26 protein-coding genes and 1 pseudogene are annotated in these 21596 nt (G+C 41.4%); 8 read left to right on the top strand and 19 right to left on the bottom strand.

From position 1 onward, the window contains the following. The first annotated feature begins 61 nt into the window (after positions 1–61). A complete protein-coding gene (locus LC653_RS01295) occupies positions 62–1453 on the top strand; it encodes a DUF2079 domain-containing protein (RefSeq protein WP_229492229.1) in 1392 nt (463 codons plus the stop codon). Positions 1454–1600: 147 nt separating this feature from the next. Here LC653_RS01295 and LC653_RS47165 read toward each other — a convergent pair. The 15 genes and pseudogenes from LC653_RS47165 to rimI all read right to left on the bottom strand — a co-directional run. Next, a pseudogene (locus tag LC653_RS47165) lies at positions 1601–1726 on the bottom strand (Uma2 family endonuclease); the annotation flags it as partial. A gap of 161 nt (positions 1727–1887) precedes the next feature. After that, positions 1888–2157, bottom strand: a complete 270-nt coding sequence (locus LC653_RS01305; protein WP_229492231.1) for a hypothetical protein — start codon at positions 2155–2157, stop codon at positions 1888–1890. A gap of 401 nt (positions 2158–2558) precedes the next feature. Further along, positions 2559–3110: a DUF6887 family protein gene (locus tag LC653_RS01310; protein ID WP_229492232.1), complete on the bottom strand. Its 552-nt coding sequence runs from the start codon at positions 3108–3110 to the stop codon at positions 2559–2561. After that, positions 3107–3298: a DUF6888 family protein gene (locus LC653_RS01315; protein ID WP_190876219.1), complete on the bottom strand. Its 192-nt coding sequence runs from the start codon at positions 3296–3298 to the stop codon at positions 3107–3109. Before LC653_RS01315 ends, LC653_RS01310 begins: the two co-directional genes overlap by 4 nt. 357 nt (positions 3299–3655) lie before the next feature. Beyond that, positions 3656–3874 carry a type II toxin-antitoxin system HicA family toxin gene (locus LC653_RS01320; protein ID WP_229492233.1) on the bottom strand — a complete coding sequence of 73 codons (219 nt, stop codon included), beginning with the start codon at positions 3872–3874 and terminating at the stop codon, positions 3656–3658. A 3-nt stretch (positions 3875–3877) separates the two neighbouring features. Further along, positions 3878–4087 (bottom strand): type II toxin-antitoxin system HicB family antitoxin, encoded by a 210-nt coding sequence (locus tag LC653_RS01325; RefSeq protein WP_196521206.1) that lies wholly within the window; start codon positions 4085–4087, stop codon positions 3878–3880. A gap of 207 nt (positions 4088–4294) precedes the next feature. Beyond that, positions 4295–4564 (bottom strand): hypothetical protein, encoded by a 270-nt coding sequence (locus tag LC653_RS01330; protein WP_229492234.1) that lies wholly within the window; start codon positions 4562–4564, stop codon positions 4295–4297. Further along, positions 4512–4850 carry a DUF6972 family protein gene (locus tag LC653_RS01335; protein ID WP_229492235.1) on the bottom strand — a complete coding sequence of 113 codons (339 nt, stop codon included), beginning with the start codon at positions 4848–4850 and terminating at the stop codon, positions 4512–4514. The genes LC653_RS01330 and LC653_RS01335 overlap by 53 nt, the downstream gene beginning before the upstream one ends. A gap of 268 nt (positions 4851–5118) precedes the next feature. Then, positions 5119–8073: a calcium-translocating P-type ATPase, PMCA-type gene (locus LC653_RS01340; RefSeq protein ID WP_229492236.1), complete on the bottom strand. Its 2955-nt coding sequence runs from the start codon at positions 8071–8073 to the stop codon at positions 5119–5121. A 428-nt stretch (positions 8074–8501) separates the two neighbouring features. Beyond that, complete coding sequence (locus LC653_RS01345; protein ID WP_229492237.1) at positions 8502–9203, bottom strand: zinc-dependent metalloprotease family protein; 702 nt, start codon at positions 9201–9203, stop codon at positions 8502–8504. A 1-nt stretch (position 9204) separates the two neighbouring features. Further along, complete coding sequence (locus tag LC653_RS01350; RefSeq protein ID WP_229492238.1) at positions 9205–9813, bottom strand: tellurium resistance protein TerA; 609 nt, start codon at positions 9811–9813, stop codon at positions 9205–9207. A 21-nt stretch (positions 9814–9834) separates the two neighbouring features. Then, positions 9835–10440 (bottom strand): TerD family protein, encoded by a 606-nt coding sequence (locus LC653_RS01355; protein WP_229492239.1) that lies wholly within the window; start codon positions 10438–10440, stop codon positions 9835–9837. Between the two features lie 10 nt (positions 10441–10450). Next, positions 10451–11026: a TerD family protein gene (locus LC653_RS01360; RefSeq protein ID WP_229492240.1), complete on the bottom strand. Its 576-nt coding sequence runs from the start codon at positions 11024–11026 to the stop codon at positions 10451–10453. A gap of 565 nt (positions 11027–11591) precedes the next feature. Beyond that, entirely contained in the window at positions 11592–14060 is a 2469-nt protein-coding gene (locus tag LC653_RS01365; RefSeq protein ID WP_229492241.1) for an ATP-dependent Clp protease ATP-binding subunit, read from the bottom strand. A gap of 489 nt (positions 14061–14549) precedes the next feature. Further along, the gene (gene rimI, locus LC653_RS01370) at positions 14550–15101 is read right to left on the bottom strand and encodes a ribosomal protein S18-alanine N-acetyltransferase (protein WP_229492242.1); all 552 of its coding nucleotides are present in this window, start codon (positions 15099–15101) and stop codon (positions 14550–14552) included. Positions 15102–15193: 92 nt separating this feature from the next. Here rimI and lysA point away from each other — a divergent pair, with 92 nt between their 5' ends. The 5 genes from lysA (at position 15194) to LC653_RS01395 (ending at position 19090) form a co-directional block, all read left to right on the top strand. Continuing rightward, positions 15194–16603 (top strand): diaminopimelate decarboxylase, encoded by a 1410-nt coding sequence (gene lysA, locus LC653_RS01375; RefSeq protein ID WP_229492243.1) that lies wholly within the window; start codon positions 15194–15196, stop codon positions 16601–16603. Between the two features lie 130 nt (positions 16604–16733). Then, a complete protein-coding gene (gene cdaA / locus LC653_RS01380; RefSeq protein ID WP_229492244.1) occupies positions 16734–17657 on the top strand; it encodes a diadenylate cyclase CdaA in 924 nt (307 codons plus the stop codon). After that, complete coding sequence (gene uppS / locus LC653_RS01385; RefSeq protein WP_229492245.1) at positions 17654–18403, top strand: undecaprenyl pyrophosphate synthase; 750 nt, start codon at positions 17654–17656, stop codon at positions 18401–18403. The genes cdaA and uppS overlap by 4 nt, the downstream gene beginning before the upstream one ends. Before the next feature lie 126 nt (positions 18404–18529). Then, entirely contained in the window at positions 18530–18793 is a 264-nt protein-coding gene (gene dhiT, locus LC653_RS01390) for a type II toxin-antitoxin system toxin DhiT (RefSeq protein ID WP_229492246.1), read from the top strand. A gap of 18 nt (positions 18794–18811) precedes the next feature. Beyond that, complete coding sequence (locus LC653_RS01395) at positions 18812–19090, top strand: DUF2442 domain-containing protein (protein ID WP_229492247.1); 279 nt, start codon at positions 18812–18814, stop codon at positions 19088–19090. A 127-nt stretch (positions 19091–19217) separates the two neighbouring features. Here the strand turns inward: LC653_RS01395 and LC653_RS01400 are convergent, their stop codons facing one another. From LC653_RS01400 to LC653_RS01415, 4 genes are all read right to left on the bottom strand, one after another. Continuing rightward, complete coding sequence (locus LC653_RS01400) at positions 19218–19463, bottom strand: DUF2283 domain-containing protein (RefSeq protein ID WP_229492248.1); 246 nt, start codon at positions 19461–19463, stop codon at positions 19218–19220. Further along, complete coding sequence (locus tag LC653_RS01405) at positions 19456–19758, bottom strand: hypothetical protein (RefSeq protein ID WP_229492249.1); 303 nt, start codon at positions 19756–19758, stop codon at positions 19456–19458. Before LC653_RS01405 ends, LC653_RS01400 begins: the two co-directional genes overlap by 8 nt. Positions 19759–19806: 48 nt before the next feature. Beyond that, positions 19807–20079, bottom strand: a complete 273-nt coding sequence (locus LC653_RS01410; protein WP_229462475.1) for a DUF3143 domain-containing protein — start codon at positions 20077–20079, stop codon at positions 19807–19809. A 69-nt stretch (positions 20080–20148) separates the two neighbouring features. Beyond that, positions 20149–20673, bottom strand: coding sequence for a J domain-containing protein (locus LC653_RS01415; protein WP_229492325.1), 525 nt, complete (start codon positions 20671–20673; stop codon positions 20149–20151). Positions 20674–20820: 147 nt separating this feature from the next. Between LC653_RS01415 and LC653_RS01420 the strand changes: the two genes are divergently transcribed. Together LC653_RS01420 and LC653_RS01425 are read left to right on the top strand one after the other, a co-directional pair. After that, entirely contained in the window at positions 20821–21180 is a 360-nt protein-coding gene (locus LC653_RS01420) for a type II toxin-antitoxin system Phd/YefM family antitoxin (protein ID WP_229492250.1), read from the top strand. Beyond that, complete coding sequence (locus LC653_RS01425; RefSeq protein ID WP_229492251.1) at positions 21177–21476, top strand: type II toxin-antitoxin system RelE/ParE family toxin; 300 nt, start codon at positions 21177–21179, stop codon at positions 21474–21476. The genes LC653_RS01420 and LC653_RS01425 overlap by 4 nt, the downstream gene beginning before the upstream one ends. Positions 21477–21596: the final 120 nt, after the last annotated feature.

The following is a 21596-nucleotide window of genomic DNA, read 5'->3' on the forward strand; positions in this document are numbered from 1 at the left end:
GTAGTAAATAATATTGCTAATTATGTCCTAAAATACTCTCGATAGATATTTTTTTGATGGGATGAGGAAAAAACTGAATCAGCTTGGTTCAGTTGGTTGGATAATTGGTGTAAGTGCCTTAATTTTGTTTGGGTGCAGCAGCTTACGACACGAGTTATTTCAATCAACCGCTTTTGACTTAGGAATTTTTGATCAGGCAGTTTATTTAATTAGTCAAGGGCAACCGCCTATTAGTTCTTTCATGGGTTTTCATATTCTCGGCGATCATGCTGCTTGGATGTTCTATCCCTTGGCTTTACTGTATAAAATCTACCCCAGTGTTTACTGGTTATTTGCCGTGCAGGCAGCGGCCTTGGCATTAGGGGCTTTGCCTACTTGGCATCTAGCCCGTCAAGCTGGACTGAAGGAAAACCAAGCAATAGCGATCGTATTTGTATATCTCCTGTATCCGTTGGTGTTTAACGCCAATTTATTTGATTTTCATCCAGAAGTGATAGCTGTACCACTACTCTTGGCTGCGGTTTTAGCAGCACGGTTAGGTCAGTTGGGGTGGTTTTGTTTAAGTATTTTTGCGGTCTTGGGATGTAAGGAGGTATTGTCCCTCACCGTTGCCGCAATGGGAGTTTGGTTACTGTTGTTTGAAAAGCGGCGTTTATATGGTGCGATCGCTCTTTGTGCTGGTATCGGCTGGTTTATTATTGCTACTCAGGTAATTATTCCTTTTTTCAGCGGTGCAGAAGCTGGAGCAGTGGGACGTTACAGCTATTTAGGTAATTCCGTTCTAGGCATTGCTAAAAATATAGTGTTTCAGCCAGGACTGATCTTGGGAAAGGTTTTTTCCCTGGATAACCTGGGATATTTGCTTCTGCTGCTAGCACCTGTGATTTGGGGGCTTTCCCCACAAGGAATAAAACCTTTGGTAGGAGCTATTCCTTGTTTGGCGCTCAACATTCTAGCTGATTACCAACCTCAAAAAGACTTGGTACATCAGTACTCTATTCCAGCGTTACCATTCCTGTTGTTGGCTGTAATTTCTAGTCTCGCCGCAGGTAAAGGATGGCTACAAAATAAACGAGCGATTATTCTGTGGTCATTGGTGGCGTTTTTAAGTCTGGCAAAATTTACCCATTTTGGAGGTAAATATTTAGAGTCTATAGATACTTGGCAAGCTACAAAACAAGCGATCGCTCAGATTCAAACTAAAGGAAGTGTTTACACCACAGCACAAATTTCTCCGCATTTAAGCAACCGAAAATTGATTAACTATACAAATGCCGATTCCCCACCAACTGATTTAAATGCTTATAATTATGTATTGCTCAATGTCCGTCATCCCAGCTTGTCAAGTAGTCAGGAGTTTGCTGCTAGCTTGGTCAATCAACTGAAAAATAATCAAGAATTTCAGTTGAAATATCAGCGTGATGATGTGTATTTGTTTGTCAAATTAGCTTGATGGGTGGAGTAATAATTCTCATTACTGTTGATAGAAAGTCCATATATAAATCTGGTTGATTGGTTAGTCGAAATATGATATTAATGGTTGCGCGTCCGTTCTTGACAATACCATAAATCACCGATAATCACGCTCCATCTCACCCTGTTCTCCTTCCGCGAAGATTTCGACAATTTCTCCTTTGAGTAGTTCAACTTTGCGATCGCTCAAAATGCCAGCGTCAATCATGTGGTGATATTCGTCAATCGTCCACTTAGCAACTATCACACTCATGACGATTGATTCCTCCTGATGATTCTTTATTTCCGGTGGTAAACAAAGGTAATCTGTAAAACCTGTGTCTATAACAAATTCAATCGTAAAATCTGGTAAATTTGGCAGTCGAAATTCTACATTAATAGTTGCGTGTGCATCCTTGACAATACCGGAAATCACTATAAATCACGCTCCAGAAAACCACAGAAGGAAACAGCAACTTTATAACCAATACGAATACCATATAGTCGAGCAAATGGATTATTTTTGCGTAATAGATGTGCCGATTCTAAGCCTGTTTTGTCAACTGCGTATTCACCTGTTTCTATATCAATAATCACCATTTTACCGATGTTTTCTTCTCGTTTCACTTGTTGACGAATGCTGTTTTCGTATAGTTCTTTCGCACGTCGTGCAACTTCTTCGCGGCTTAAAAGTATGCAATGCATGTTTTTGTTCCTTTGTTACTACTGTGTACTAATTTTACTATCAAGCTATAATGCAATGGGTTTTAGTTAATCAATATCTCAGAAATTTACCAGATATTAAACTATAAAGTACGGTAGCACACCTTAACCTGTTCTCCTTCGGTGAGATTTCGACAATTTATCCTTTGACTAGTTCAACTTTGCGATCGCTCAAAATACCAGCGTAAATCATGCGGTGATATTCTTCTTGCTAAAGCGATCGCACTTCATCTTCAAGAGAAATTAGAGCTATGCCCAAAAGCGATAGGAACCCTTTAGTTCACGGCTCTAATCTTGAACAAAAGGAGAATCACCGCACAAAATATAGAGATGTTGAGAGTAAAAAATATCTCAGTGAAATTAGAACTGAGTACAGCGAAGTGTTAAGTAGCCTCTGTTGAGAAAATAAAAACCTCTGCTGCTTGAGTCGGCCAAACAAATAGATTTTGCTTTGCAATATCCAGGTCAATAGCAACGGCTTCTATTTGTTTTATAGAGTTATCTTGACCTCTATATTTGAGCAATGTAGTAAATTGACCAATTTCTAGACTTGGTTCACTGATGCGTATTTGCAGTGGCGGGTTAATTTGAATTGGTTCCCAGATTCCAGTTGCTTGATCAATTTCTATCCCAGTAAGATGATGCTTGGTAACAAATTTATTATCTAAATGATTCCACCATTCAGAAATTATCTGAGCTTCTTTAGTATATTTTGGTGTATTATTACAGTACCAACGAATAGCATTGGAACTATATTTAATTGCTTCTTTAACTTTGTCTTCCCAATTCTCATCATTCAAGTCTATGCTGATCATTTGCCCTTCAGACTTTGAGCGATCAATATACACATGGAAAGCTGCAACATCTTCTCGGTGAGTGAGAACATAGCGACGTAGTTCATTGAGATTCATTGCTTCATACTTAGCTACTGTCATGGTTCATACCCTCCGGTTGGTTTAATCTCAAAGTCCAGATTTTCGCCAGCAAGTACGTATAAGTTGCCAGTACGTTCATCTACCCTAACAAGTTCGATGTTTGTGTATGGCCATCCAGGGTAAATTACATTAGTAAGTCGATAACAAAGCCTGTAGAGTCCCTGAGTTTGTTCGTTTGTGGGCTTCATATCGACTTTACTTGATTTCTCTACTGATTATATCGGTAAATGATACCTGAAATCATCTGCGAAAGGCGATCGCATCTTTATTAGTGCATCTTAACTCTCAATAAAATGCTCCAACTTTTACCAAGGATTTATATCTAAATCGACTTCAGAAAGATTATTAATCACCGGAATAAATTGTCCAGAGTCAACATGATACTTCGCCAGCATATTCTCTAAATCATCATAAAACCGCACCTCGATTCCACAAGCGCGAGAAATCCACTGAGCGTTATCAAAATAAAGAACATTTTCATAATGTCGCTAGACTCAGCACCAAAAGTTTCGACTATCTGTTAGAAGTAAGTATTAGTTTGACTGCTACCCCAACATTTCTTCAACAGTCAAACCAATGTCACTTGCAATTTGCCGTAGCAATTTAGGCGAGATATCACGTCCCTTATGAAAAGGTACGGTTGTTCCCCGACCATCTTCGTGGCGAAACTGCTTATGCGAACCTTTCTGACGCACCTCTACAAACCCAAGGCTTTCTAGTATCCGAACAACCTCTTGTGGTTTCAAAATTGGGATCTTGCTCATAATCTACTGGATTACAATTTGTTGTGTACCAACAAACTCTGTATCGAATGCTAAATTTTCATCCTCCAGAAGCATCTCAATTACTTCACGCAGATTCTCTTGTAATTCATCCAATGTTTCTGCCTGAGAGTGCGCTCCAGGAAATCCGGGAACATAGCCAACATAAAGCTTTGTATCAGAATCTCGCTCAACAATTGCAGTGAAAGTTTTCATAGTTTTAGCATTAAAGCTATGTCAAATATTCACAGCATAGCACTAGCATCTCAAAATGGACTGGACTAGCGGAATTGAACACGGCTAGAGTGTGGGTGGCTAATTGACAAGTAACTACTGACCTTAGTCGGTGCTGGTAACACTTGCGTAAATCATAAGACTTATGCAAGTGTTTTCAATCATATTCTCTAAAAACTCTCTAGTAACTTAGGCTAATTCCGCAGCTAAAAGCCTACCTTGAATTGGTTCATACTCATCTTCTAGTAACCAGAACTTGGCTGTATTATAGTCATTACTAAAAAATACAACTTTATAACCCTGCGCCGGATCATAAATTTGGCAGCTATCTTCACTATCGCAAAGCAATAAAAGAATGTATGGAGGGGATAACATTGGATCTATCCATACTTCTGTAAATTCCCAGTTATTCTTCACTCGGTCTTGTGCGGGGGATGACGTGGTATTGGTCGTCTGCATTGATTTTTATCTCCCCATAGTAAAGTAGAATACGGCTACCATCTGGACTGATTCTATAACCTATTGGTTCATCAAAAAACATCCCATAACGGTCATATCCTCGAATCATTCCGGTGAACTGCCCATTTTCTATTATGGCTTGAGTAACTCTATTCATTGTAGGTTCATCGTTAAATACATGAGCGGCAAGTCCTCGTTTGAGAAGTCTTTGACTTTGAGGTGTACCTGCTATGTGCTTGGCAACTTGTCTTACGTCAAGGGTAATTTGACGATTAATTCCACTCATGATTAAGAGTTAAGTTTTTTGTCTTTCCAGGATTTACACTAAAAACAGCTAGATTTCAAAATTACGATAAAAATATAACGATCGCAAACCCAGATATTTTTACACAAAAAACGGTAGAGCAATAAATACTCTACCGATTTCTAATTTTTATTTGAGATTTAAATCCCAAACTCTAAATTTTACTCAACGCCTTGGAATTAAAATTACCGATGCTATTTTTGATATCGGTTTACCAAGGATTTGCCAAAATTTGCAGTAGTTAATAGGATTATCGCAGATGACTTTTCAATTTCAACCGCATTATGAAGCGCCATAGCTCACCAATCCAAAGCACTGTCGATGTTACAACAATTACACTTATCCAGTCTACCAAAGACAAAGGTACTGTTCTAAAAACGCTACCACCAAACTGAATAATTAATATCTGTCCGACAAAAATGGTAATAGCGATCGCTACAAATCCTTTATTCTTAGACAAACCTTTGAAGGCAGACTGTTTTAACCCCAAGCATCGAGCATTGAACAAATTCCAGAATTGTAACATTACGAACACGCCGAAGAACACGGAAAGCTCATAAGGAGTGATTTCTCCATCTCGACGGATATAGCGTAAGAAACCAACCAGAAAAAGCAAAAATGCTAACCCAACAGTAAAAATATTCTGTGCCATTGCTTTGGTGACAATAAAGGCTTCTGGGTTACGGGGAGAGTGCTGCATGACGCTCCGATGAGGGGGTTCCGTCGCCAAAGCCAAAGCAGCAAAGGTATCCATAATTAAGTTTACCCAGAGCATTTGGGTGACAGTTAGAGGTAGCGCTACACCAATAAATGGCCCTACTAAAGCAATTCCTAACGCCACAACGTTGATTGTTAACTGAAATAGAATAAATCTTTGGATATTTTGATAAAGTGATCGCCCCCAAACAACTGCATTTACAATACTGCGAAAAGAATCGTCAAGCAAAATGATGTCACTGGCTTCTTTAGCGATCGCTGTACCACTTCCCATTGCTAGACCTACCTGAGCTTGCTTGAGAGCAGCTGCATCGTTTGTACCATCTCCGGTGACACCTACCACCTCACCATTTTCCTGTAATAGTTTTACTAGCCGCAGCTTATCAAGTGGTCGCGCTCTGGAAAGTACCTTTAATTGCAGCACTGCCTGACTTGCTTCTTCGTCACTCAGTTGGTCAAATTGTTGACCAGTCAAATGTAAATAACCGCTATTAAAGTCATCTTCTTGTTGCCAAAGTCCAATTTGACGAGCAATTTCCTTAGCCGTCTCCGAGTTATCACCTGTTACAACTTTGACTTGTATTCCTGCATCTAAGCAGGCTTGGATGGCATCAGGTACTTCTGGACGCAAGGGGTCTAAAATTGCCACAAACCCCAGCCAAGTCATGTCGTGAGCAATTTCGTCCAAGTTCGTCTCACTCGAATGCTGTGAGACTTCATGGTAAGCAAACCCTAGTGCCCGCATTCCTCGTCTTTGATATTCTTTAATTGCAGATGCGATCGCGGCTTTATTCTTGAGTGATTCTAGTCCTTGCTGTGTAATAATTTGCGAGCAACGCTCTAAAATTACCTCTGGCGCTCCTTTTACATAAAGCACATCCTCCCCAGTTACAGAGGAAATGCCGATTGTGCCCATGTATTTTTTCTGACCACAAAAAGGCATTCGGGATTTGATTTGAAAGTTACCTCGGTAAGATATGTAATCAATATCTTGGCTATCTAGCCATAAAAGTAAAGCTCCTTCTGTAGCATTGCCAATGGGACGAGGAGCCTGCAAAGCTTTTTTCTCTAAATCAGCAGTACTATTGACTGCGATCGCCTCTGCTATTAACCCTTTGACATCTTTAAGCGCTGGCAACAGTTGAGAATTCAGACTGGGAAAATTGACTTCATACACCCGCATTTGATTTTGGGTAAGAGTGCCAGTCTTATCAGAGCAAATTACCGTAGCTGAACCAATAGTTTCGCAAGCGTGCATCCGACGCACCAAATTATTGGAAGCCGCCATCTTTTTCATACTGTAGGCAAGGCTGAGGGTAACACTCATCGCCAAACCTTCTGGCACAGCTACCACAATAATTGTCACAGCTACCATAAAGTAGTGCAGTAATGCTTTGGCAACACTACCAGGAACCCAGCTATTTATAGAGCCAGGAATTAGTCCTAGAGGATAGCCTAAAGCAAGTCCGATAGTGAAAAATACTAATCCTATACCAACTGTTTTTAGCCAACTAGGAAGACTATTATTTTCCAGCCATTTTGGTGCTACAAGTTTGCTACCAGCTAGCTCCAGACCATCATAAATCACAGGTAGCCATACTCGGCTAAGTGCTACTAGCACACTAATAATTGACAGTCCGACAACATACCATTGTTGAGAACTCAGGCTTAATTCTTTAGTGACAAAACCGCGCACCAGCAAAGATACGAAAGTAAAACCAGCAAATCCAAGACCAACTACACCAATGAGTTTACTAAGTTTTTCTAGTTGGTGATTAAGCGGTGTGTCTTGTGTGGTTTCGATGCTGGCAATTGCTGTTGCCAATTTACCAATTTCTGTATTGTCACCAACCGCAGTGACTTCAAAATAACCCTGTCCTTGTTCAACAATCGTACTGCGATAAATCTTGTAAGCTGGGTAGGTTCCTTCTTCAATACTTTGATTTTCTGCGTCAGCCTGATTAAGCTTTTTAACTGGTTCCGCTTCTCCCGTGATTTTTGACTGGTCAATTTCTAAAGATATTTCTTCTAAAATTTGTCCATCAGCTGGGATTTCTTCACCTTGTTCTACATATACAATATCACCAAAAACTAAATCTTTGCGTTTAACGGTGGTAAAGCTGCTATCTCGGATGACTTTGATAGAAACTTCATCATAAACTTGATTGAGAATGTCAAATTCTTTACTGGCTTTGTATTCGTTAAAAAAAGCGAGAGTTGTCGCTAATAAGATAGCAGCTACAATCCCTAAGCCTTCAGCATATTCACCCTCAAAAATCCCGACACTAATAGCGATCGCAGCCGCAATCATCAGAATCCGAATTACTGGATCTTCAAATTTTTCTAAGAACAATTTCCACAATGGCTCTCGTTCTGGAGGAGTGAGAACATTAGTACCATATTTTTGACGATTAAGCTTAACCTTTTCCGAAGTTAGTCCTTGATATGATAATTGAGTCTTGTTGAGCTTATTACTATTAGTAAGCATATTGTATCCATTGACTTTTCAAAATTAGTATCTGAGCTAAATTACACATCAACACTTCTGGTATTGAAGAATACTATACATAATTGTTTAATGGCAATCTATAGTCTAACGCCATTACAATTTTTTAAAATTAACAAAATTAACTGTTTATCACTGTATTTGTAATTATTCATCTGTTTTCATTAATGCACTACCAACTCCCATTGTTATGAACCCTGCAAAAGGGAATGTTTTAAAAAAGCCAAATATATTGCCAAAAAACAGAAACAAACCAAATAAAAAAATTATACTTCCTGCTGGGGATTTCATCTTTTTAAATTCCTAATTATTAAATAAAGTAATTAGCTGTATAGACACAAAATTTCGTGCCTATACCAAGAATATTGAGCTTAACTGAACGGTATTGCTCTTTGAAGTTCAATCCAAATTCATGATGATGAATGTTTATATTTACGAATGGCGTTATTCATCAAGATGATCTGTTGAGCATGAAATGAGGGAGGCATCAAACTGTGAATTCCATGATCAAGTCCATCGTGCATCACATCTGTTGATAGTTGTGAGTGGTCTAATCCCAAAGTGTGACCAATTTCGTGGGTAATAGTATTAGCAATCAAGTTAGACAATTGGCTCAGATTCAGACTCGCTCGGTAAGAAGCATTAAGTACTTGGTCTATACGAACAGCTGCACAGTCTGTAACTTTACTATGACGGAAACTAGCAATCCCTAGATAGTCAACTGGTTCTTGATCAACGAACACATAGACATGGGTAAAGTTTTGGTTCCACTCATTTTCATCAGGTGGTTCTGAGGTCAAAAACACATTGACACTCCTAAAAGCACTAAAGACTTTAGCAAGCGCATCTGCCATAACTTCTAGCATGGTGCTATTATCTTCAATGTCGATAAACATACCTGAAATATTGACCCAAACACAATGGCGAATTTCGCTGTTTTTTGCAACAATCAACCATCCACAATATGGACACACTCGCCAATTAGTTTGGATATGAGAACGGCAACCTTGACAGCGAGGTTTTGAAGGTCTATCAAGGTTAATTCGTTCCCAAATCGGAACTTGTAGCTTACGATTTGTCTTAGTTAGATTCAGGCGATCGTAGAGCGACATTTTACTTAGAGCCAGCTACCCAGCTAAAGCCAAAACGATAGTAATCGTCTGCCTCTTTATGTCCACTAAAGTATTTCTCTTCCTTTAAAATCGTAATTTCAGAGGCAATGTTACTTACCATAGCCGCTGCACAGAAAGGTCGATTTGTATCTGGGTTATTGAGTTCCAAACAAATTTCTTCCCCATTACTAATCTTGAAAAACATTCGACCACCGACAGACCTAAAATCAGCCGCTCCCTGATAGATGAGAGCAAAAAACATCACTCGTTTGATAGTATCAGGTCTGTAAATGAACATATTTTCGCCGTCTGAGGCTGCTCCAGTACGGTCATCTTTATCAAGAAAGATGTAAGGAGAAGAATTTTTGGCTCCAAAATTTCCTCCTAGAGGCTGGATGACCCCTTTTTCACCATTTACAGTTTCATACATACAGCCTAAGTCAAGGTCAGGAGCATTATTACCTCCAAGCAACTTAGAAAAGAATCCAGCGTTTTGATTGGACTGCTGATTCCAATTCAGGTTGATATGAACCGTCAGTTGCTTAGAGTTACCTGCTTTACTCAGGTCTATTTTGTGGGAATCGCCACTCTTTTGAAGTGTAATAGGCATAATTACAAGTTTGCTCAGTATTTAAGAGTAAGAGCCAGCGAGTTCACCTAAGCCATTGACATTGACACCATTGCCAATAGCTGCTAGTTTCCAGTCATCATTGTGTCGATACACTTCAGCTAAGACCATCCCAGTCATGCCCAAATACTCCTTACCGGAGAGGTTATATCGAGCCAGTTCTTTGTTATTAGCTGCATTAACCAGGCGCACAAAAGCATTTTCAATTTGACTAAAGTCCTGCTTACGGGCAATGCAATCGTAAATATTGACTACGAAGAGTAACTTTACAATCTGGGCAGGTATGCGCGGCAAATCAACTATAATCACTTCATCATCGCCATCACCTGCACCAGTTAAATTGTCCCCTGTGTGAGTTATGGCTCCAGACAAATGCTGAAGATTACCGAAGTAGATAATATTCTCTTTAGCGGTTAATTTGCCATTTGCATCCAGACAGATTACAGATGCATCTAGGTCATAGTCTTGACCACCGCCACCAAAATTACTAAAAAATCCACCGCCTGAGCGTTTAGCGACATCCCAGCCCAGTCCACACATCATTTTGCTTAGACCAGGAGCTTCTTTAGAAAGTGAAATCCGTTGTCCTTTCTGTAAACTAATTGCCATACTCAATCTCCTAGCTAAAACGGTCTAATAAAGCTTTTAATCCACCTTGATAGCCTGAACCAACAGCATTTAAACGCCACTCTCCGTCTTTACGATAGAGTTCAGCCATAATTAATGCAGTTTCGATTGAGTAATCCTCCACTAGGTCATACCGGACTACTTCTTGGTTGCTTTGAGCATTAACGACGCGCACAAAAGCATTTTGAACTTGACCAAAATTTTGCTTCCGTTCTGCGGCTTCATGAATAGTTACAGTAATAAAAATTTGATGAACATCAGCAGGAACCTTTTGCAGATTAATTTTGATGACTTCATCATCGCCATCGCCTGCGCCTGTCAGATTATCTCCCGTGTGTTGAACTGACTTATTTGGATCTGGGCTGACAAGATTGTTGTAGAAAATGAAGTGGTTATCTGAAATTAGTTTTTCGTTACTCCCCACCAGGAAAGCTGATGCATCTAAGTCAAAGGCGAAGCCAGTGTCCGTTACTTTGACATCCCATCCAAGACCAATAAATACCTCAGTTAGTCCTGGTGCAACTTTGTCGAGTGATACACGTTGTCCTTTTGTAAGTGTAACTGCCATGATTTGGTAGACTCCTTAAATTTTTTACTAGTATCAGTTATGTCTCTGCAATAAATAATTGCTTATTTGTAGCGTTCGAGAAGTGCTTGTAAGCCGCCTTGATAACCCGAACCTACAGCGTTGAGACCCATTCACTTCAATCATTATGCGTCTTTTTTTTTACAATTTTATATAGTAATAATACTTAATTTGTATTTTTTTGAATTGAGTTTTTTAAGTGTTAGTACTGGCACTTAAACATTTTTGAGGGATAAACAAGCCTCAAACTCATGCAGGGTAAGGGAAATACACCAAATGCTCAAAAATAACTTAAACCCAGATATATCAATACATTAAGCAAAACGATGTCAAAGTCTTTCTGCATATAGATTTGAGGCTCGGAAACACTATATTAGTTATTAAATAGCTTTTTTATGTTTCATTTATAAAGCAAGTAATAATAACATGAAAACTTTCTGTCCTTACTTAAGATGATTGCTATTTGACAATAAAAAAACGGTAGAGCAATAAATACTCTACCGTTTTCTAATTTTTTATTTGAGACTTAAATCCCAAACCCTAAATCTTACTCAACACCTTGGGGTAACAATTCCCGACGCTGTTGAGAACTAACTTGCACAACGCCATTTTCATCCACATCAACTAAGGCTGTATCGCCATCCTTAATGCGACCAGACAGAATCTCTTCTGCTAGGCTATCTTCTAACAGGCGCATAATTGCCCGACGTAATGGCCTTGCGCCGTAGCTGGGACTGTAACCTTCAGTGATCAACCGATCCTTGAAGCGATCGCTAACTTCTAAGGTGATACCCTTTTCAGTTAGACGACCAAATACTTCCTTGAGCATAATTTCGGCGATTTGTGTCACCTCTGGCTTGCTCAACTGACGGAAGACGATAATTTCATCGAGTCGGTTGAGGAACTCTGGACGGAAGTACTGCTTCAATTCTTCGTTCACCAAAGAGCGAATCCGGTTGTAAGTTGACTCGCTGGCATCTTCGGAGAATTCAAAGCCGATACCGCTACCGCCTTTTTCAATTACCTTAGAACCAATATTGGAAGTTAAAATCAGCAAGGTGTTCTTGAAGTCCACCGTGCGACCTTTGGCATCAGTTAACCGACCGTCTTCCAAAATTTGCAGCAGCATATTGAATACATCGGGGTGTGCTTTTTCGATTTCGTCGAACAACACCACGGTGTAAGGACGCCGCCGCACGGCTTCGGTCAGCTGACCACCTTCGTTATAACCAACATAACCAGGAGGCGAACCAATCAGCTTGCTGACGGTGTGACGCTCCATGTATTCGGACATATCTAAACGGATCATCGCTTCTTCGGAACCGAAGAAGTAAGCAGCCAATGACTTCGCCAACTCGGTTTTACCTACACCAGTAGGCCCAGAGAAGACAAAGCTAGCTATGGGTCGGTTGGGATTCTTCAAACCAACACGAGCGCGACGGATTGCCCGTGAAACTGCTCTCACAGCTTCATCCTGACCGATTAAACGCTGATGCAAGGTGTCTTCCATGTGCAGCAGCTTTTCAGATTCAGATTCGGTGAGTTTGTTCACCGGTACCCCAGTCCAGGAAGCGACAATGTGGGCAATGTCTTCTTCTGTAACTACAGGTTCTTCACCTTCTGTGCCAGTTGCATTGGTCTTGCTTTGAGCAATGGCCCGGATTTCAGCTTTGATTTCCATTTCCCGATCGCGCAGTTCTCCAGCTTTGTCAAAGTCTTGAGAGCGCACCGCCTCATCTTTTTCTTTTAATATCTGACGCAGCTCTTTGTCTAACTCCTTGGCTGCGGGTGGCAGTTGGGAGTTAATCAAGCGCACCCTAGAACCAGCTTCATCAACCAAGTCGATGGCTTTATCTGGGAGGTAGCGATCGCTAATGTAACGGTCTGACAATTTTGCCGCCGCCACCAATGCTTCGTCGGAGATTTTCAGTTTATGGTGTTGCTCGTAGCGTTCGCGCAGACCATATAAAATTTCTATTGTTTCATCAACTGTAGGTTCACCAACCATCACTGGCTGGAAACGCCGCTCTAGAGCTGCATCTCGCTCGATGTGCTTCCGGTATTCATCTAGGGTTGTAGCACCGATGCACTGCAACTCACCTCTTGCCAAAGCTGGCTTGAGGATATTCGCTGCGTCAATAGCACCTTCTGCCGCACCTGCACCAATTAAGGTGTGTACCTCATCAATCACGAGAATGACATTACCCGCAGAGCGGATTTCATCCATGATTTTTTTCAAGCGTTCTTCAAATTCACCCCGGTACTTGGTTCCTGCTACGAGCAAACCAATATCCAGTGTGACGACGCGTTTATCTTCCAGGATGTCAGGGATATCTTTAGTGGCAATGCGTGAAGCTAAACCTTCAGCGATCGCAGTTTTGCCAACCCCTGGTTCTCCAATCAGCACTGGGTTATTTTTTGTTCGGCGACCCAATATCTGAATCACCCGCTCAATTTCCTTGGCGCGTCCCACCACTGGATCGAGCTTATTGTCAATCGCCATTTGGGTCAGGTTTGAGCCAAATTCATCCAGAGTCGGGGTTTTTGTGCGCCCGGATGAACCGCCTGGTGAAACTTCGGCAGTTTCTCCCAACATCCGAATGACTTGGGTTCTTACCTTAGATAGATCCACACCAAGGTTTTCTAGCACCCTGGCTGCGACGCCTTCCCCTTCGCGGATTAGGCCCAACAGCAGATGCTCGGTGCCAATGTAGTTATGCCCCAGTTGGCGTGCTTCTTCCAATGAGAGTTCTAAAACTCGCTTTGCTCGTGGCGTAAACGGAATTTCCACAGCAACAAAGCCCGATCCCCGTCCTATAATTTTTTCAACTTCAATTCGGGCATCTTTGAGATTGACGCCCATTGATTTCAGCACCTTGGCAGCCACTCCAGTGCCTTCGCCAATCAGACCCAGGAGGATCTGCTCGGTTCCGACAAAGTTGTGACCTAAACGGCGGGCCTCTTCTTGGGCCAGCATGATTACCTTAATGGCTTTTTCTGTGAAGCGCTCAAACATGGCTTTATCCCATCATCTGCGGTCGTGCCGGTATGCTGATTTTAGCACAGGCAAAGCTTTTGGATGCCTGTATAACAGATTATAGACATCCTGAAGCTATGACTTGGGTTGATGGGCTAATTGTTAACTATTGACTACTCTTATCTGGCTAGTGTACTGAGGAGCTTTAGTTCACCAGCCTTTTTGGGATTTATTACAAACAGTTCACTGCTTAGATTAAGGGTTTCTTGACTCAATCCCAAACATTTATATTTAACATATATATTTTTTAATATCAAGTTAAAATAATTAATATATAATTTAATTATGTAAATTTAGTTTTAAATAAAATATTTAAATATAAATAGATGTGGCAAAGTTACATTTTTTTGCTGAAGCTGATCACAAGCCCCAATAATTCAAAATTAATAATGCCCAAAACTTAAATAATTCGTAATGAATTACGAATTACGTTAGCGTAGCGGGGCGTAGCCCATTACGAATTACGAATTAGTTAAAAAGCAAGTGCCAAGAGGATTTATCGAGGCGATCGCTGACAATGGAATACCACTGGTCTAAAGTTGCTTTAAATTTGCGCTGTTGTAAATCTGGCAGCCAAAGGATTAGGGCATCCTCATCGTTATCTTGGTAGTAACGCCGCCGCCGCCCAGCTGTTTGAAAGCCAAATTTTTGATATAAAGATATTGCCGCCAAGTTGGAAGCTCGGACTTCGAGGGTAGCTCGCTCCATTTTGCGATCGCAAGCTGTCTTAATGAGTGAATATAATAAAGCCGCACCCATTCCTTGACGGTGATATTGGGGATGAACCGCCAAAATTGTAATGTGGGCTTCATCTAAAATTGACCAAAAGCAACCCATTCCTAGCAAACTTGTGCTGGAGGAGGGGGAAAATAAACCGAGTATATCGCTGTTGGGACTATCCAATTCTCGTTTGTAGCCATCCATTGTCCAAAGTCCGCCAAAACAGGCTTGATCGAGTTCCAGAATAGCACTGAGATTTTCTAATGCCAGTAATTTAATTTCTAAGTCTAATGAGATCACATTTATTGAATAACGTTACAAACCCTTTGTACACTGGGAATCGGGAGACAAACTCAAAGCCCGTAATTTGAACAAGGAAAATTTTTATAGTTATGGTATCGACTCACCCCACTGGGGTTCAACATTCTGGAAGTCAATATTTACCTCAAAGGCACGACACCAAGGCAAATCCATCGCCTAATCAAGAACTTTTACCCTTGACTGCCAGAGTTCATAATCATGACCTCCTGCAAATTGGTGGGTGTGATGTCACAACCCTAGTTGAGCAGTTTGGTTCACCTTTATATATTTTAGATGAAGAAACCTTACGTTCAGCTTGTCAGCAATACCGAGACGCTTTCAAGCAATACTACAAGGGCGAATCTCAAGTATTGTACGCCTCAAAAGCTTGGAATTGTTTAGCAGTTTGTGCGATCGCCGCTTCCGTTGGTTTAGGAATTGATGTCGCATCAGGCGGTGAACTCTACACTGCGCTGCAAGCAGGCGTCAATCCTGAGAAAATCTATCTTCATAGCAACAATAAATCTCGTGAAGAACTGATTTTTGCTACAGAAGTCGGCTGCACTATTGTCGTGGATAACTGGCACGAGTTACGCACTTTAGTAGAAATTGTCAAAACGGCAAATTCCCCCTCCGTACAGCCTCGATTCTTGTTGCGCTTGACTCCGGGTATTGAATGTCACACACATGAATATATTCGCACGGGGCAACTAGATAGTAAATTTGGCTTTGATCCGAATGAGTTAGGGGAATTATTTACTTTTGTCAGTAAACAATCTGTCATTAACTGCGTAGGGTTACATGCTCATATCGGTTCCCAAATTTTTGAGCGCCAACCGCATCGAGATTTAGCGGCTCTGATGGTACAGTGGTTACGTGATGCGGCGAAGTATGGTTTACATTTGACAGAGTTAAATGTCGGTGGTGGTTTAGGGATTAAGTATATAGAATCAGACGATCCCCCCAGCATTGAAGAGTGGGTGAAGGCGATTTGTGAAGTAATTCAAGAAGCTTGTGCAACCGAAAATCTGCCTTTGCCAAAATTACTAAGTGAACCAGGGCGATCGCTAATTGCCACAGCTTGCGTCACTGCTTATACTATTGGTTCATCCAAAGTTATCCCAGAAATTCGTACCTACGTAGCGATCGATGGGGGAATGTCTGATAATCCTCGCCCGATTACTTACCAATCAGTTTATCGGGCAGTAGTTGCCAATAAAATGTCTTCACCTTTAACCCAAACAGTCACAATTGCTGGTAAACATTGTGAATCAGGAGATATTCTGATTAAGAATGCACTACTTCCAAAGACTGAACCAGGAGATATTCTCGTAGTTATGGGAACTGGTGCGTACAATTACAGTATGGCATCTAACTACAACCGCTTGCCCCGATCGGCAGCAGTTGTGGTGGCGAATGGCGAAGCAAATTTAATTTTGCAACGTGAAACTTATCAAGACTTAATTCGACAAGATCGCCTACCAGAAAGGCTGAAAATTTAGTCATTTGTCCTTGGTCATTGGTCATTAGCCAGGAACTAATGACTAATGACCATTGTAGAGACGCGATTAATCGCGTCTCTACTGACTAATGACTAAATGTAATTAGAGGCAAAAGTGTAATCCAGATGTCATGAGAGATTGGTGGAAGCAATGGCTGATAAACCTGGGATGGTCACAGTCCTTGCTACTTGGGACTCTGGATATTGTGTTAGTGTTGGCGCTGACGTACATGATACTAGTTATTATTAGTGAGCGCCGGACACTGTGGATGGTGAGGGGATTCATTATCTTAATGCTAGCCTCAGCACTAAGTGGCAGATTAGGACTACCTCTGCTAAGTTTTGTATTGGAAAAGTTGGTAATTGGTTGTGCTGTAGCGATGGCAGTTGCTTTACAGTCAGAGTTTCGGCGGTTTTTGGAACAATTGGGGCGTGGCGAATTCCGCCAGCTGTTTCAACCCGATCGGCTGGCAATCCCCAAATCTGATAGTGTAATTGATGAAATTGTTGAGGCTGTTAAAGAATTGTCAAAAAACCGCATTGGAGCTTTACTAATTGTGGAAACCACAGGGCCAATTGATGAGCGAGATTTTTCTGTGCCAGGAGTAAAGCTAAATGCGGAGGTTTCTAAAGAACTGATCCAAACAATTTTTCAGCCAAAAACTTTGTTACACGATGGGGCAACATTAATTCGCGGATCGCGGATCATCTCATCGGGTATAATTTTACCACTTTCGGGACGCACAGCCTCGCGCCAGTTGGGAACACGCCACCGGGCGGCAATGGGAATTACTGAGCGGGTCGAAAATTGCATTTGTGTCGTTGTGTCTGAAGAAACGGGTTCCATTTCCTTAGCTGAACGGGGAACCCTAAATAGACCCTTGACGATTAGGAAGCTGAAAGAATCATTAGAGGCTCTTTTGTCCCCAATCGTGGATAGGGAAGCTGTAGCTCCTGGTCTGTTAAGTTTTGTTCGTCAGATAGGTGGGAAGACACGAACACTGGTTTCACGTTTACTCAGATTACCATCGACCGCTTCTCGAGATAAAAAATGACAGCACAACAAACTAAACTGCAAGATTTGCCTACTGACTTAAAACGAGAACTATTGCCGCAGCACGTTGCGGTAATTATGGATGGCAATGGTCGATGGGCTAAACGTCAGGGTTTACCTCGGATTATGGGCCATAAGCGAGGAGTAGATGCTCTCAAGGATTTACTTCGCTGTTGTCAGGATTGGGGAATTCAGGCGCTGACGGCTTATGCTTTTTCAACGGAGAACTGGAAAAGACCACAGGAAGAGGTGGATTTTTTGATGACTCTGTTTCAAAGAGTTTTGCGCCAAGAACTGCGGGAAATGGTCGAAGAGAATGTTCAAATTAAGTTTGTGGGAAATTTGCAGGCCCTGCCACAATCGCTCCAACAAGAAATATCCCGTTCAATGGAAGCAACCAAGGATAATGGTGGTATCCGGTTTTCAGTAGCAACTAATTATGGCGGACGACAGGAGATATTACAAGCTTGTCAGGCGATCGCAAAACAAGTCCAGCAAGGTCTGCTACAACCCGATGAAATTAATGAACAGGTCTTTGAGAGCCACTTGTACACAGCCGGAATTACTGACCCAGATTTGTTAATTCGCACCAGTGGAGAAATGCGCCTCTCAAATTTCCTTCTCTGGCAAATGGCTTATGGAGAAATTTACATCACCGATGCTCTTTGGCCCGATTTTGACCGGGCTGAGTTTCACCGCGCCTTGTGCGCCTACCAACAACGGGAGCGGCGATTTGGGAAAGTATAAAATAGTACATTTATTAATTCGCTAGGATGCGTTAGCGAAGCTACAAGATTGGCGATCGCCCTCAAACAATGAGCGATACCTGCGGCGGTAAACTACGCATTTTGGTAGAATCAAGCGGTTCAGTATTTGTTAGATATCGTTATGCCAGAGGTTGCACGGTTCTATGGAATTGTGATTAAAGTCTTCTTTGGCGATCACCCTCCGCCTCATTTTCATGCAATCTATGGCGAGTACAATGCGTTAGTCAGCATTGAATCACTTGAAACCATTGAAGGAGATTTGCCAAATCGCGCACAAAAGCTAGTCCAAGAGTGGGCAACTTTATACCAGCAAGAACTGTTACAAATGTGGAATACCCAGGAGTTTCGTAAGCTACCTCCTTTGAAGTAAATTTAGTTAGGAGCAGCTATGTTGTATCCCCGAATTCATCAAGCCAAAGTAATGGATGATACTACTTTAGTGATTGAATTTACCAATCAAGAGGTGAAAAAATACGATATTCGTCATCTCTTAGATACTCCAATGTTTTCTCCACTTCGACAACCTGCTTTTTTTAAGAACTTTAAAGTAGAGCCAGGGGGCTATGGGATTGTGTGGAATGAGGAGATTGATCTTAGCGAATATGAGCTTTGGAAGAATGGTATGTCCTTGATGGAGAGTGAAGACAAGGCTGGCGATCGCATTTAGCAGTCATAGTGCGTAGTTTACTACCGCAGGTTCGCTCTCCTCCCTTTTGGCGATGCCTGCGGCGGTAAACTACGCACCTCAACTCAAAAGATGAGCGAGATCGCACTACACGATCGGCGATCGCTGGCTATACTTTGCTGCGAACCAAGTTCAACAGCTTACCTTGAACAGATTCCAAAATAAAATCTCGGATGTAATTACTGGCATTGAGAATTTCCACGCCTATCAACTCTCCGGCTGCATTCAGTTCAGCAGTCACATTTGGACTAATTTCAATACTTGCTGATTCTGGCTCTTCGGAGATGAGCAGATGAAGAATATCCTCTTCTTTAAAATAGTTTATTTGTGGCAATTGTTGCTTAATGTTAGACATTTGTGATTAACCGTCCGGTTTTTAGACGAAATCGAATTTGTTGTCGAGTTGTGGCGTGAATTGTAATCGGTGTAATTGTATTTTCACTTTGTTCATAAGGAATTAAAACTAGCTGTTCACCATGCTTTCCAACTGCGATCGCCCGATCGGTTTCTACATCATAATATCGTTCGCTGGAGAAGCGTAGGATATTTTCAATCAGATCAAGATCAAAGCCTCTTCCGGTTGCACGGTAACGAAGATAGGATGTCCAGATAATCTCAGGCATTGGTTCATGATTAGCGGTTGTTGTCACCCACTATTATTCCTGCGATCGCCCTATATTTTCCCTCAAAAGCGATATTTATGGCCCAGAAAACACCGCTTGTTCTACATCATCCCGACTGAGAGAATACTTAAATGAACGTTGGATATCTTGCCCATTTTCCCCAGATTGGACATATCGCACTACGATTTGCTCAACGTCGAGCCATAGTTCAGCTTTCCAACTAGGGCGCTGTACATGCCAGCAATGCCTCTGTGTGTCGTCTTGTTGACAGCCTTGGTTTTTTAGCCACTGTTCAATTTGTGGCAAAGGATGATTATATAAGGGGGTATCAGAGGGAAGAAGAGGCATAGTAATTTTGGATTTTAGATTTTGGACTTCGGCTACGCTCAGTCGAACGATTTTGGATTAGGAAATTTTTTAGTTTTTAATTACTATAAGGGTAATTAGTTGAGACAGATGGGTAATTTGCTGTTGTACAGATGGAGTTGGCTGTAGCAAATGCGTTTGGAAAGCAGCCTCACCACGAGTTAAACCAATGGCAACTGCTAGTAGCAGACAACCTACAAATGTTAACACCAGCATAAATAAAGCAAAGATTTCGCCAGATGATAGGGGGCGATCGCTAGGATCGAGGTAAGCTGATTTTGACCAGTCATGAGAACGGGAGACGGGACGGTTCAAGTCAGGAGGTGGTTGAATCACCGCAAAGCGAGAATAGCCAATTTTTGAATCGTAGCTTAGTCGCCGTTCTGGATGGCTAAGGGTGGCGTAGGCTTCGTTGATTTGCTGAAATTTGAGAGTGGCGATCGCAGTAGGCAAGTCTGTAGTATCAGGATGATAGCGTTTGCTCAGTTGCCGATAAGCGCGACGAATGTCAATTACCGATGCCGAGGGATGCAGTCCTAGCAGGGAGTAATAAGTTGGTTTACTGCTTTGTGGCATTGCCCCGTTGTGATTCACGGCTGTTTGAGTCACCTTGCTCAAAGATATTTTTTATATTCTAAATCCTTTGTGATTGGGCAACATGGAAGAAGACACAGCAGGTCAAGTATTTGATAAAATATTTGATAAAGCATTGAATTAGATGCGATGGATATCAAAATTAATCTCGAAAATATTCAAACTCTCACCGATTTTAAACGCAATGCCAAGGATTACCTAGAGCGGATCAAGTCCACAAAGTCGCCACTTGTACTAACTGTAAACGGGAAAGCGGAGGTTGTGGTACATGAAGCGCAAGCGTTTCAGCAGATGATAGATAAACTCGCTCGTCTTGAGGAAGAACTCCAAAAATTCAAGCTAGAAGCGTTACGCAGTCAGATCGATATTGGTATTAAGCAACTTGAGAGCGGTCAGTATACTGAATATAATGATGAGTCACTTTCGGCTTTTTTTGCAAATATTAAAGCACGAGGGCAGGAAAAATTGGCTGACAGCGATTCTTTATGAGTCGATTTCGGATTTCTACTCAAGCAGGGCAAGATATTGAAAATATCTGGAAATATATAGCGCCAAATAATTTAAAAGCTGCTAATAGACTTTTTGATAGTCTGCGAGAAAGCTTTCCAAAACTGGCTAAATTTCCTCAATTAGGCAGAGAACGGCCTGAATTAGCACCTTTTTTGCGAAGTTTTCCGGTAAAAAACTATTTAATTTTTTATCGCCCAATAGACGAAGGCATAGAAATTGTACGTATATTGCACGGCTCACAAGATATAGAAACTATTTTTCAAGATGAAGGTTGAAGTCAAAATAATTCGTAATTCATAGTTAAGTCCCTACGAATAAATGAGAGGGCTTAAAATATTGATTCCATTTTTTCTCCATTGATAAATTAAGGGATTTATAGCATTACTTACAAATTA

The organism is Nostoc mirabile CHAB5784, assembly GCF_020829645.1.
Classification (GTDB): Bacteria; Cyanobacteriota; Cyanobacteriia; order Cyanobacteriales; family Nostocaceae; genus Nostoc; species Nostoc mirabile.

What these genes read in the sequence shown, in the direction of transcription:
- LC653_RS01415 (WP_229492325.1), bottom strand. Translation starts at nt 20,673, where the DNA reads ATGCCACAAAGCAGTAAACCAACTTATTACTCCCTGCTAGGACTGCAT.
- uppS (WP_229492245.1), top strand. Translation starts at nt 17,654, where the DNA reads ATGACAGCACAACAAACTAAACTGCAAGATTTGCCTACTGACTTAAAA.
- LC653_RS01355 (WP_229492239.1), bottom strand. Translation starts at nt 10,440, where the DNA reads ATGGCAATTAGTTTACAGAAAGGACAACGGATTTCACTTTCTAAAGAA.
- LC653_RS01425 (WP_229492251.1), top strand. Translation starts at nt 21,177, where the DNA reads ATGAGTCGATTTCGGATTTCTACTCAAGCAGGGCAAGATATTGAAAAT.
- LC653_RS01360 (WP_229492240.1), bottom strand. Translation starts at nt 11,026, where the DNA reads ATGGCAGTTACACTTACAAAAGGACAACGTGTATCACTCGACAAAGTT.
- LC653_RS01330 (WP_229492234.1), bottom strand. Translation starts at nt 4,564, where the DNA reads ATGCAGACGACCAATACCACGTCATCCCCCGCACAAGACCGAGTGAAG.
- LC653_RS01340 (WP_229492236.1), bottom strand. Translation starts at nt 8,073, where the DNA reads ATGCTTACTAATAGTAATAAGCTCAACAAGACTCAATTATCATATCAA.
- cdaA (WP_229492244.1), top strand. Translation starts at nt 16,734, where the DNA reads ATGAGAGATTGGTGGAAGCAATGGCTGATAAACCTGGGATGGTCACAG.
- LC653_RS01305 (WP_229492231.1), bottom strand. Translation starts at nt 2,157, where the DNA reads ATGCATTGCATACTTTTAAGCCGCGAAGAAGTTGCACGACGTGCGAAA.
- LC653_RS01345 (WP_229492237.1), bottom strand. Translation starts at nt 9,203, where the DNA reads ATGTCGCTCTACGATCGCCTGAATCTAACTAAGACAAATCGTAAGCTA.
- LC653_RS01365 (WP_229492241.1), bottom strand. Translation starts at nt 14,060, where the DNA reads ATGTTTGAGCGCTTCACAGAAAAAGCCATTAAGGTAATCATGCTGGCC.
- LC653_RS01295 (WP_229492229.1), top strand. Translation starts at nt 62, where the DNA reads ATGAGGAAAAAACTGAATCAGCTTGGTTCAGTTGGTTGGATAATTGGT.
- LC653_RS01410 (WP_229462475.1), bottom strand. Translation starts at nt 20,079, where the DNA reads ATGCCTCTTCTTCCCTCTGATACCCCCTTATATAATCATCCTTTGCCA.
- lysA (WP_229492243.1), top strand. Translation starts at nt 15,194, where the DNA reads ATGGTATCGACTCACCCCACTGGGGTTCAACATTCTGGAAGTCAATAT.
- LC653_RS01310 (WP_229492232.1), bottom strand. Translation starts at nt 3,110, where the DNA reads ATGACAGTAGCTAAGTATGAAGCAATGAATCTCAATGAACTACGTCGC.
- LC653_RS01335 (WP_229492235.1), bottom strand. Translation starts at nt 4,850, where the DNA reads ATGAGTGGAATTAATCGTCAAATTACCCTTGACGTAAGACAAGTTGCC.
- LC653_RS01315 (WP_190876219.1), bottom strand. Translation starts at nt 3,298, where the DNA reads ATGAAGCCCACAAACGAACAAACTCAGGGACTCTACAGGCTTTGTTAT.
- LC653_RS01420 (WP_229492250.1), top strand. Translation starts at nt 20,821, where the DNA reads ATGGATATCAAAATTAATCTCGAAAATATTCAAACTCTCACCGATTTT.
- LC653_RS01320 (WP_229492233.1), bottom strand. Translation starts at nt 3,874, where the DNA reads ATGAGCAAGATCCCAATTTTGAAACCACAAGAGGTTGTTCGGATACTA.
- LC653_RS01350 (WP_229492238.1), bottom strand. Translation starts at nt 9,813, where the DNA reads ATGCCTATTACACTTCAAAAGAGTGGCGATTCCCACAAAATAGACCTG.
- LC653_RS01395 (WP_229492247.1), top strand. Translation starts at nt 18,812, where the DNA reads ATGTTGTATCCCCGAATTCATCAAGCCAAAGTAATGGATGATACTACT.
- LC653_RS01400 (WP_229492248.1), bottom strand. Translation starts at nt 19,463, where the DNA reads ATGTCTAACATTAAGCAACAATTGCCACAAATAAACTATTTTAAAGAA.
- LC653_RS01325 (WP_196521206.1), bottom strand. Translation starts at nt 4,087, where the DNA reads ATGAAAACTTTCACTGCAATTGTTGAGCGAGATTCTGATACAAAGCTT.